The 12004-nt window shown below is 39.7% G+C and carries 8 protein-coding genes; 4 read left to right on the top strand and 4 right to left on the bottom strand.

What is annotated here, in order from left to right:
• Positions 1-32: 32 nt before the first annotated feature.
• The 3 genes from FTV50_RS11095 to FTV50_RS11085 all read right to left on the bottom strand — a co-directional run bounded on the left by FTV50_RS11095 (position 33) and on the right by FTV50_RS11085 (position 5640).
• Positions 33-716, bottom strand: a complete 684-nt coding sequence (locus FTV50_RS11095; protein ID WP_078192711.1) for a Fe2+-dependent dioxygenase — start codon at positions 714-716, stop codon at positions 33-35.
• Positions 717-827: 111 nt separating this feature from the next.
• Positions 828-3152 (bottom strand): TonB-dependent siderophore receptor, encoded by a 2325-nt coding sequence (locus FTV50_RS11090; RefSeq protein ID WP_180024440.1) that lies wholly within the window; start codon positions 3150-3152, stop codon positions 828-830.
• 313 nt (positions 3153-3465) lie between these two features.
• Complete coding sequence (locus FTV50_RS11085; protein WP_180024439.1) at positions 3466-5640, bottom strand: TonB-dependent receptor domain-containing protein; 2175 nt, start codon at positions 5638-5640, stop codon at positions 3466-3468.
• Between the two features lie 273 nt (positions 5641-5913).
• Here FTV50_RS11085 and tig point away from each other — a divergent pair, with 273 nt between their 5' ends.
• From tig to FTV50_RS11065, 4 genes are all read left to right on the top strand, one after another.
• Complete coding sequence (gene tig, locus FTV50_RS11080) at positions 5914-7245, top strand: trigger factor (protein WP_078192708.1); 1332 nt, start codon at positions 5914-5916, stop codon at positions 7243-7245.
• 194 nt (positions 7246-7439) lie between these two features.
• A complete protein-coding gene (gene clpP / locus FTV50_RS11075) occupies positions 7440-8045 on the top strand; it encodes an ATP-dependent Clp endopeptidase proteolytic subunit ClpP (RefSeq protein ID WP_078192707.1) in 606 nt (201 codons plus the stop codon).
• Between the two features lie 29 nt (positions 8046-8074).
• On the top strand, positions 8075-9385 hold the full coding sequence (gene clpX, locus FTV50_RS11070; RefSeq protein ID WP_180024438.1) for an ATP-dependent protease ATP-binding subunit ClpX: 1311 nt from the start codon (positions 8075-8077) through the stop codon (positions 9383-9385).
• 163 nt (positions 9386-9548) lie between these two features.
• Positions 9549-10262 carry a DUF2846 domain-containing protein gene (locus tag FTV50_RS11065; protein ID WP_180007185.1) on the top strand — a complete coding sequence of 238 codons (714 nt, stop codon included), beginning with the start codon at positions 9549-9551 and terminating at the stop codon, positions 10260-10262.
• Positions 10263-10391: 129 nt separating this feature from the next.
• Here the strand turns inward: FTV50_RS11065 and FTV50_RS11060 are convergent, their stop codons facing one another.
• The gene (locus FTV50_RS11060) at positions 10392-11918 is read right to left on the bottom strand and encodes a fumarate hydratase (RefSeq protein WP_078189659.1); all 1527 of its coding nucleotides are present in this window, start codon (positions 11916-11918) and stop codon (positions 10392-10394) included.
• Positions 11919-12004 lie beyond the last annotated feature (86 nt).

The raw sequence follows: 12004 nt of genomic DNA, 5'->3' as shown, positions 1-12004 counted from the left end.
GTCAGTTTGTCCATGTCTATTGACCTTAAGCTTTAAATTTCGGCCCATTTGCGGATAAGGTTGTGATACAGACTAGTCAACTTGACGACTTCACTATGTGCATCACCCAATTGCATACGCAAATTTTGAATGCTTTGATCGAGATTAAATAACATGTGACGCTCAGCATCTTCACGGATCATACTTTGCAACCAAAAAAATGATGCAATACGACAGCCTGCAGTCACAGGAGTAACTTCATGCACACTGGTAGATGGATACAAAATCAAATCTCCGGCAGGCAATTTCACTTCGTGGTAGCCATAGGTGTCTTCTACCACAAGTTCACCACCCTCATATTCTTCGGGTTCACTTAGAAAAATCGTGCAGGACAAATCGGTACGAATTTTTTGATTGCTGTCAGGCATCCAGCGAATGGCATTGTCGACATGGAAACCAAACGTTTCACCATTTTCATAGCGGTTAAAATAGGGCGGCAAAATATTGAGGGGGAGAGCCGCAGATGTAAAAAGCGCGTGTTGTGACAATTCATGCAGAATAATGTCACCTAAATGCTGTGTTAATGGATGGTCTATATCTAGCTGTTGGTTGTTTTTTACATTTTTAGACAGTGAGCCCGTAGTTTTTTGACCATTAATCCATTCTACTTTTTGCATTTCTGTGCGGAAGTAGTTGACCTGTTCTTTACTCAATACATTTGGGATATGGTGAATCACGGCCTAACCCTTTGGAACTGTAATATTAATGTTTTGATCATATACAAAAATAGCCTCGAAGCGAGGCTATTTGAGTCAATACCATAAATTATTTATGGTATTTATTTCTTCTTAGTATTTAAAGTTAACAGATAGAACTGCACTGCGGCCTTCTGCTTCAGTTGCATAGTGTGAGGCATACGCTTTAGTGAAGTAGCGTTTGTCAGAAAGGTTGTTTACATTCAACTGTAAATCCACATTTTTGTTAACGGTATAACGCGCCATAGCATCGTAGCGTACGTAGCTTGGAACCCATTTTGTATTGGTAGCATTACCAAATACTTTATCCATGTAGGTAGCGCCACCACCAATTGTGAACTGTGGAAGGACTTGGTAAGTTGTCCAAAGTGTTGCTGAGTTTTTCGCAACGTTTTGAACTTGGTTACCATTGCTTGGATTTACAACATAGTCGTCACCGACTTTGGTGAAACCACCGTCAACTAATTCGCTGTCTAAGTAGGTATAACCTGCCATTACAGCCCACTTATCAGTTACATTACCAGTAACACCAAGTTCGATACCATCAACACGTGTTTCACCAATGTTGCTTGTAGTACCCTCTGTTGTTGTTGCACGTGTATTGGTTTTTTCTGTACGGAAAATTGCAGCAGTTAAGTTTAAACGGTCGTTTAATACATCCCATTTCGTTCCTAACTCGTAAGTTTTAACCTCTTCGGGTTTAAGGTTTTCGATTGCTGCAGTAATACCTTCTGACCCATCACCACCATCAACACCGACTGGATTTGAGGATGTCGCATAGCTTGCATAGATACTGCTATTTTCAGTTGGTTTAAATGTTAAACCTGCTTGCCAGTTAATAAAGTCTTTTTCATTTTTGATTGATACTTTATCGCCAGCTTGAGCTTTAGCAGGATTTGAGGTCACATTGCTGTTGAGCGCACCATAAGTCATCGTTTGCTCTGTTGAGTAATCATCCCAACGTACACCCAAATCTAAGATCCATTGTGGGTGTAATTCAATGCTATCAAGGAAATATACTGAAGTATTTTTAGTTTCGATATTATAAAGATCTGCGCCAGCAGTACTTAAAGAGCCTGTCCAATTACCACGGTCAGGGTTTTGCACTGATGTACACCAACCATTTGCGATCGAATCTGCCGGACAAGATTGATGTGCAGAGCCTGTCGAGTTTTTGCCGTCAATAATATACTGGGTACGATCTGTTTCTTGAGCTGAATATTCTGCGCCCAAATTAAAACGATGTTTTAAAAAGCCTGTGTCAAATTTACCAGTTAAAGCCAGTTGATCAGTAAAGCCATCTGTATCCGCAACTCGTGAGTTTGCACGTGCCCATACATTGCCTGTTACTTGGCCTGTTGCTTTATCAAAAAAGTTACCTTTTGAGTCGTCTGGGTTTGTCCATAGATAGTCATTTTTTGATTTGCTATAAACAGCAGTATTAGTCAATGTCAAGTTGTCAGTTAAGTCATGTTCTAACTTAATTGTACCAATATGATTTTCTTGTTTTTGGAAATCACGATCTTTCCAACCGTAGTAAATGCCTTGTTTGACATCAATCGGTTTACCGTTACCGTTTAATGGGCGGTAGTCCATTTCACCAGTTTTAGGTGCGCCAAATGGATTGTTATATGGCACACCAGAATCAGGTGTATCATCCGATTTTAGATAGTAATAGCCAACAGTTGCACGAGTAGGTGTGTCTAAGCCGAAAGTAATACTAGGGGCAATACCAGCACGTTTGTATTCAGCACCATCAGCTTGACCAGCTTTCTCATTCATGTGGCCCATAACGGCAACACGTGCAGCAATCCCATTGCCAAAATCTTTGTTGCCATCAAGCGTCACACGTGCATAAGCATCTGTTCCACCAGCAACTGAACCTTCTAAAAAGTCACCTTTTTTCGCAACTTTCGAAATCATGTTGATACTGCCGCCAGAAGTACCTGCACCACCCATAGCAGAAGCTGAACCTTTGGTAACTTCTACTTGCTCTACAGCAAACATCTCACGGTTTTGAGAAGTTGAGTTACGTACACCGTCAACATACATTGAGCTTTCAGAGTTATAACCACGAATAAATGGACGGTCACCATTTGGGTTACCACCTTCACCAGCACCGAGGGTAATTCCAGGTACTGTACGTAAAGCATCACTTAAAGTTGTGACTTGCGTGTCTTCAATCAGTTGCTTAGAAATCACTGATACTGATTTTGGTGTATCAAGAAGTGGAGCAACAAATTTAGCATTCGCAGATTTATCAACTTTTAAGCTTGGTGCTTTTTCAGCAGCAACTTCTTGGTTAATCGTTGGAAGTTGAGTAACTTGCTCTTGTGCGATTGCATTAACGGCAATAACAGAAAGAGAAGAAGCAATTGCTGATGAAACAATTTTCTTACGTGTTTTAATGAAGGCCATTTCGAACCCGATTTGGAATAGTGAATTTGTATGCGAATAATAATGATTCTTATTTGTTCTTACATCTTTATGTAATTGTAAATCACGATAAATAATCATATTGTGATAGTAGTATTTAATGTAATGATATAACAAGTATTAATTAAGGCTATGTTTTTATTTAATATTGATAAAATATATTGTTTTTTTATATTTAATTGAGATTATAAATAAAGCTATGATTGTGAATTGAATAAGCATAAATCGTAATTGTTAATGCAAAAAAACCTGCCGAAGCAGGTTTTTTAGTTTTGTCTTTTATAAGTACTAAAAGTTAGAAATCATAAGAAATGGATAACCAGTAGTTACGACCAGCTAAGTAAGTTCCAGCCATTGAAGAACCTATAGTCATGTAGTCATAGTAAGATGTCTCTACACCTTGGCTATTGATATAAGTTCCATTGCTTGTGAAGTCTTTATCTAATAAGTTATTTACAGAACCATTAATACGAATATTGTCGTTAAGGCTATAACTTGTACCGAGGTTAAATAAATTATACCCCTTCAACTTATTGCCAGTTGCAGCATAAATGATGCCAGCATCACCAGCAGTTTGGACTGTACTATAACGTTTACGATCAGATTTATACTCATGCTGTAACCAAACATCGAGTGAAGGATTAATATGCCAAGTAGATGTCATATTAAAAGCATTTTTGGGTACGTTATTTAGGTACGAGCCTTTATTTTCACCTTTTGTGATCTCACTTTCCATATAGGTATATGCAGCTTTAATATCCCATTCAGGGATAATGCTGTATTTCAAGCTAACTTCAACGCCCTTAGTTTCTGCTTCATTGGCATTAATACTTTGTGAAAAACTATCTTGAGTAATATGGGAACCATAGCTGACACAACCTGCTTGGTTTGGATTTGTTTCAGAGTAACAGTTCCAAAGGTCAGCTCCATCAGTTATCAGATCTTCAATTTTATTAAAGAATGCCGTTGTGGTTAAGTCAAAGCTACCTTTGTTATAATTAAAGCCTAATTCATAGTTGGTGGATTCTTCAGGTTTAAGATTAGGAGAGCCGACACCAAAAGTTGCACCTTGACCACTAACACTAATCACGCCATTGTGTAATGCTTTTGCAGAAGGTGCTTTGTAACCCGTACTTACACCACCTTTCAGTGTTAGATTTTCATTAGTATTCCAAACTAAATATGCTCGTGGGCTGAAGTGACCACCAAAACCTGAATGATCTTCATAACGTCCACCTAAAGTTAAAGCAACTGAATCTAAAAGGCGCCATTCATCTTCAGCGTAGAAAGATAATGAGTCTTTTTTGAATTTTGAACCCACGCCCGCAATATCGTCAGCAATTTCTGCTTCTTTATATTCGGCACCTACTGTGATTTTATGATCTGCAATAGGCATGACGATATGTGTATCAGCAACAAAGTCAGTGTTTTCTAATGTACGATCTGTACCTGCAAATGCATTTAATGGGAATGTGTTTCGTGGAATAGTACGGCCTACGGTTTCAGTAGTTGTATGGCTTACGTAAGATGACCATTTACCAAAATCATAGTTACCCTCATGTCCAGCAGAAATTTGATCACGGTTAAATTCTAGTTCGTCTTTATAACCATTAGCACGGCTCGGTGTGTCTTGAGTGCCCAGTCGATTATCATCATTTTTATAGTTTTGACTTGAATGGAAGCCATCTAACCAGAAACTATTTTTATCATCTAAGTTAAAGGATAATTTACCACCAAAATCAAAATTATCTGCTTCACTTGGGCGTGGGTCACGGCCAGATGTACCTGGAATACGTTCAGATTTTTGACGGTCCAAATAAGAACCGCGTAGCTGCATCCCTAATCGTTCGCTTATAAGAGGGCCATTTAAAACAAAACTGGTTTTTGCTGAGTCGGCTTCCCCATTATGTTCCATGAGATTACCACTCACAGTAACATTACCAGTCCATGTATCAGACACTTTTTTAGTAATAATGTTGATTACACCACCCATTGCTTCTGAGCCATAGCGAGTAGCCATAGGACCACGAATGACCTCAATACGCTCAATTGCAGCAAGGGGTGGTAAGTAACCATTTGATGATTCACCGAAACCATTTGGAGTTACGTCAGAAGATGTTGTTTGGCGACGTCCATCAATTAAAACCAAACTATAGTCATTACCTAGACCACGCATTTTTACGTTTAAGCCGGATGTTTTACCAATACCGTCACGAATATCAATGCCCGGAATGTCAGCTAGTAAATCTGCAATGCTAGAAGCATTTTTCTTTTCTATGTCTGCTTTTGTAACAACACTGATTGAAGCAGGAGCATTCTTGATCTTTTGTTCAAAGCCCGCTGCAGAAACAACAATGGTTTCCATCTGTTGAGCTTGAGATTCAGTCGTTTCAGCATGTGCGAAACTCGTAGTAGTTACAATTGCCCCAAATAAAGCAGCGGAAAGAGGGTTGAGATTAAATTTACTCATAAAAGAATACCAAATATGGACAAGATAAATATATGAAAATAAATTAAAAAAAATATCATTAAGAATAATAGTGAGAAAGTTTCTCATTTTCAATGGTGAATTAAAAAATAATCAATATTTCTTCGAAAAAAGCTGAAAAATTCTAAAAATAAGAAGGGCATCCATGCCTGAATTTATAGTGTTATAATCCATTTTTGTATATCTTTAATTGTTGTCATATAATGTGGCACTTTTTTTTAAAACTGTTTTAACTAACAAATTATCGAGGAAGCCATGCAAGTAACTTCTGAAGCGGTTTCGGGCGTTGCCCGTCGTTTAAATGTATCTGTACCGACGAGCCGTATTAACGAGCAGTTTGAAGCTCGCTTGAAACGCACTGCCAAAACTGTGAAGATCAACGGCTTCCGTCCAGGTAAAGTACCTGTAAACGTTGTTCGTCGTGAATACGGTGCTGGTATCTATCAAGAAGTTGTAAACGACATCATTCGTGACACAGTATTCGAAGCGATCCAACAAGAAAAAATCAATGCTGTTGGTATGCCAAACATTGAAAAAACTGAAATGAAAGATGATGCTTTAGTTTATGAAGCAACTGTAGAAGTTTATCCAGAAGTTGAAGTTAAGTTCGAAGGTCTAGAAGTTGAACGTAAAACAACTTCAGTTGACGACAAAGACGTTGAGAAGATGATTGAAAATCTTCAAAAACAACGCGCTTCATGGGTTGAAACTAAAGGCATGGCTAAAAAAGACATGCAAGTAACTTTCGACTTTGAAGGTACTGTTGATGGCGAGAAGTTTGAAGGCGGCGCTGCTGAAGACTTTAAACTCGTTCTTGGTTCTGGTCGTATGATCCCTGGCTTCGAAGACGGTATCGTTGGTATGAAGAAAGGCGAAGAGAAAGTTATCGATGTAACGTTCCCTGAAGACTACCAAGCTGAAAACCTTGCTGGTAAAGCTGCTCAATTCAAAATCACTGTTAAGCTTGTTGAAAAACAAAAACTTCCAGAAGTTGATGCTGAATTCTTAAAAATCTTCGGTCTAACTGAAGAAGAAGGCGTTGAAAAACTGAAAGCTGACGTGCGTAAAAACATGGAACGTGAAGTGAAAAACGGTCTTCGTAACCAAGTGAAAGGTGCAACTTTTGATGCCCTTGTAGCTGCAAACGAAGTAGAACTTCCAGAAGCAATGGTTGCTCAAGAAATTGACCGTCAACGTCAACAAATGATCCAACAATTCACTCAACAGTTTGGTGCTCAAGGCGCTAAAGCGTTTGATTCAAGCATGCTTCCAGATGACCTATTCAAAGAGCAAGCTGAAAAATCAGTTAAACTTGGCGTATTAGTCAGCAAAGTATTAGCTGATGCTAAAATTGAAGTTGATGCTGCACGTGTTGATGCTTACATCGAAGACATGGCTTCTTCTTACGAAGATCCTAAAGAAGTAATTGAATACTTCAACAACGATAAACAGCAACGTGCTCAAATCGAAGCTGTTATTCTAGAAGACCAAGTTGTAGATCACATCTTAGCTTCTGCTAAAGTAACTGATACAACTGTGAGCTATGAAGACTTATTGAAAGAGCAACAAGCTCGTCAACAAGGCTAATTTCTAGCTTTCAAAAAAAGGCGCATTAAGCGCCTTTTTTTATCGAAATTTGCCCCCAAATAAGTTGTCCTGATTTCACAATGCTTATGAAAAAAATATCTGTTATTTAATTGGGAATCTTTTGCAATTTCGACAAATATCCCTCATATTGTGAATTATGGGTTGAGTCAGAAAAATTTAGGAATAAATAACGTATGTATGTTCCAACAATTGAAAACGCACTAGTGCCAATGGTGGTAGAACAGTCATCTCGTGGCGAGCGTTCTTTTGATATTTATTCACGCCTTTTGCGTGAACGTGTGATTTTTTTAACCGGTGAAGTTGAAGACAACATGGCAAATTTGATTGTTGCCCAAATGTTGTTCTTAGAAGCAGAAAACCCAGATAAAGATATTCATTTATATATCAACTCACCAGGCGGTTCGGTTACTGCAGGTATGGCGATTTACGATACCATGCAATTTATTAAACCTGATGTTGTGACTTACTGCATGGGGCAAGCAGCATCAATGGGTGCATTCCTGCTTAACGCCGGTGCTAAAGGCAAACGTTACTGTCTTGAAAATGCCCGTGTCATGATTCACCAACCACTCGGTGGTTTCCGAGGTCAGGCATCTGACATTGAAATTCATGCACGTGAAATTCTATTCATCAAAGAACGTTTAAATCGTTTAATGGCAGAGCATAGTGGTCAAGACTACGAAACTGTTGCTCGAGATACTGACCGTGACAACTTTATGACAGCGCAAGCTGCGAAAGAATACGGTCTTGTGGACGAAGTTTTATCTAAACGCCCATAAGTTTTAAAGAATTAATTATTGGAGTGAATATGTCCGAACATCCTCAAGGACAAAAGCATTGTTCATTTTGCGGTAAAACGCAGTCTGAAGTCGGGAAACTGATTGCAGGTGAGGACGCGTACATCTGTAATGAGTGTGTGGACGTATGTCTTGACCTAGTTCAGACCAGTCAGCAAGTTGAATCAAATGACTGGGCAACTCGTCCTTTACCAAAACCGCATGAAATCCGTGCTGCGCTTGACCAATATGTGATTGGGCAAGATGTTGCGAAAAAGACCCTCTCTGTTGCGGTATACAACCATTATAAACGCCTAAAAGTTGGCACTAGTGGTAAAAAACCAGAAGACGGTGTAGAGATTTCGAAAAGTAACATTATGTTGGTTGGACCAACAGGTTCAGGTAAAACGCTGCTTGCTCAGACACTTGCGCGTCTTTTAGATGTGCCATTTGCGATGGCAGATGCAACGACTTTAACTGAAGCAGGTTATGTGGGTGAAGACGTTGAGAACATTGTTCAAAAACTCCTTCAAAAATCCGATTACGATGTAGAAAAAGCGCAAAAGGGCATTATCTATATCGATGAAATCGACAAAATTACCCGTAAGTCTGAAAATCCATCAATCACTCGTGATGTATCGGGTGAGGGTGTTCAGCAAGCGTTATTGAAAATGATCGAAGGTACGGTTGCGTCGATTCCGCCTCAAGGTGGTCGTAAGCATCCGCAGCAAGAATTTATCCAAATTGATACTTCAAACATCCTGTTTATCTGTGGTGGCGCATTCTCTGGTTTAGAGAAAATCGTACAGCAGCGTCAGGAAAAAGGTGGTATTGGCTTTACGGCTGAAGTGCGTAAGAAAGATGAAACTAAAAAATTATCTGACTTATTCCGCCAAGTTGAAGCGACAGATTTGGTTAAATTCGGTCTGATTCCTGAATTTATTGGTCGTTTGCCAGTCATTGCAACCTTGGAAGAACTCGACGAAGAAGCATTGATGCAGATTCTGACAGAACCGAAAAATGCATTGACACGTCAGTACCAATATTTATTTGAAATGGAAAATGTTGACCTTGTATTTGAAGACTCAGCATTGCGTGCCGTGGCTAAAAAAGCCCTTGACCGTAATACGGGTGCGCGTGGTCTACGTTCGATTTTAGAAAATTCATTGCTTGAAACGATGTATGACCTACCAAGTCGTTCAGATGTGGGTACGGTTGTCGTCAATGAAGCGGTGATTAATGGTGAAGCGGAACCTGAATTTAAATCAGAACGTCAACCAAAGAAAACTGAAGAAGCTGCACCGAAGTCAGATTTAAAAGTTGTAAACTCTAAATCTGCTTAAGCGCTATTCGTCTGAAACGTGTGTAAATCCAAGATTTGCACACGTTTTTTATTTCCAAAAATAAAAGCAGAATGTTAATCTCAGCAGGATGGCGTGGATGCCTGAATGTAAAAAACTGAAAACAAAAGTGTAAAAATAAAAAAAGACGCAGTGAGGGATAATCATGCGTGGAGTTGCAATTCTACTTTTAAGCAGTGTAGCGCTGCTGGGTTGTCATGGAAAATCAGCCGTTGAGCAAACATCATTGGCTTCGACATTAAAGCCTGTGGATCCTGAAAGTACACCGGGCCATATTGAACAATATCGATTGGGTATGTTTACCATTGGTGGTTGGGTCAATCAGAAACAAGGCCGACATTTTCAAGAAGTGAAAGCTCAACATGATCAAGCAGCGATCGTGTATTTATATCGTCCAGACAGTAAATGGAACCGTCAAGAAATTGTGGCCAGCAGCTTATTTCTGAACAGTGAGCGTATTCCAAGTTTATTGAATAATCATTATTACTGGGTGGAGTTACCGGCGGGGAATTACCGCTTATCATCGAGTCGCCCTTTGGGGGTGAATCATTTTCAAAAACCTAAATATTTAGACTTTGATGTTGAAGCAGGTCAAACTTACTTCATTAAATATGATGAAGAGAATTTATCCAGTAAAAGAACGGTTTCAGGGCCATTGCTGCTCATGCCTGAAAAAATTGGTCGAAATGAAATCGCATTTACAGAGTTGAAATCCAACAGTTTTAACTTTGTGGCAGAAGATCAAAACACTGGAAAAGTGCGGAAAAGTGCGCAGAAGTTGAAAGCACCTCATTATGATCCTGCGGAAGATGTGCAGTTGACCAAGCCTTTTAAACTGTGGAATCCATTAACTTGGTAATGTAATTAGCTCATGTTTTTGAGTGTGTGAAAGCATTAAATAGCGAATGTCATTCGACAAACAGCCTAAATATTGACATTAAAAAAAGCACCCGATGGGGTGCTTTTTTAGATCTTGAATGTGGCGAAATTAGTTCGCAGCAGCATCAACTACTGGGATTTTACCAATTTTTGCTTGCCAGATTTTTGGTGCAGTCGCGTGTACAGAAGTACCATTTACGTCAACAGCTACAGATACTGGCATGTCTTTTACAACAAATTTGTAGATCGCTTCCATACCTAAGTCAGCGAAAGCAACCACTTCAGCTTCACGAATCGCTTTTGATACTAAGTAAGCAGCACCACCAACAGCCATGAGGTAAGTTGCTTTGTTGTCTTTGATTGCTTCAACAGCAGCAGGGCCACGATCCGCTTTACCAATCATACCGAACATGCCAGTTGCTTCAAGCACTTGACGTGTGAACTTATCCATACGTGTTGCAGTTGTTGGGCCAGCAGGACCAACGACTTCGTCACCGACTGGATCAACAGGGCCAACGTAGTAAATAAATTTACCTTTTAGGTCAACTGGAAGTTCTTCACCTTTGTTTAACATGTCAACCATACGTTTGTGCGCAGCGTCACGACCTGTATAGATTGTACCGTTAAGAAGTAGTGTGTCACCTGGTTGCCAAGAGTTCATTTCTTCTTGAGTGATGTTATCTAAGTCAACACGTTTAGACGTTGATGAATCCCAAGTCACTGCAGGGTAGTCTTCAAGGCTAGGCGCTTGAATATGCGCTACACCTGAACCGTCTAATTGGAAATGCGCATGACGAGTTGCAGCACAGTTTGGAATCATACCTACTGGTTTACCCGCAGCGTGACATGGGTAATCTTTGATTTTGATATCAAGAACAGTGGTTAAACCGCCAAGACCTTGAGCACCAATACCTAAAGCATTTACTTTTTCGAAGATTTCGATACGAAGTTCTTCGATTTGGTTTTGTGGGCCACGACGAAGTAATTCGTCCATGTTGATTTCTTCCATCAATGCTTCTTTTGCAAGCATCATGGCTTTTTCAGCAGTACCACCAATACCGATACCGAGCATACCAGGAGGACACCAACCTGCACCCATTGTTGGAACAGTTTTAAGTACCCAATCCACGATAGAGTCAGAAGGGTTAAGCATTGCAAGTTTAGATTTGTTTTCTGAACCACCACCTTTAGCAGCAACAGTAATATCAACTTTATTACCCGGAACGAGTTTGTAGTGAATTACAGCAGGGGTGTTGTCTTTGGTATTTTTACGACCAAAAGCAGGATCAGCTAATACTGATGCACGAAGAATGTTTGAGTTTTCAAGATAACCTTGACGTACACCTTCGTTGATTGCATCGTCTAGGCTCATGGTTAAATCAAATTTAACGTCTAAGCCCACTTCAAGAAATACGTTCACAATACCCGTATCTTGACAGATAGGACGATGGCCTTCTGCACACATACGAGAGTTAATTAAAATTTGTGCAATCGCGTCTTTTGCGGCTTTGTTTTCTTCACGGTCATACGCACGGCTCATCGCTTGGATGAAGTCCTGTGGGTGATAGTAAGAAATGAACTGAAGCGCATCTTTTACCGATGTGATCAAGTCATCTTGCTTGATAATAGTTGTCATACAAATATCTCTTGAGCGGGCTGATAGCTAGCGGGCTAAATTATAAGACAAAAACACAGTTGTGTGGGTATTTCGCTTAATCTTTG

The sequence above is a fragment of the Acinetobacter sp. YH1901134 genome, assembly GCF_013416965.1.
Classification (GTDB): Bacteria; Pseudomonadota; Gammaproteobacteria; order Pseudomonadales; family Moraxellaceae; genus Acinetobacter; species Acinetobacter amyesii.
Note: the sequence above shows the minus strand (reverse complement) of the source record. Positions and strands in the feature narration are given on the sequence as shown.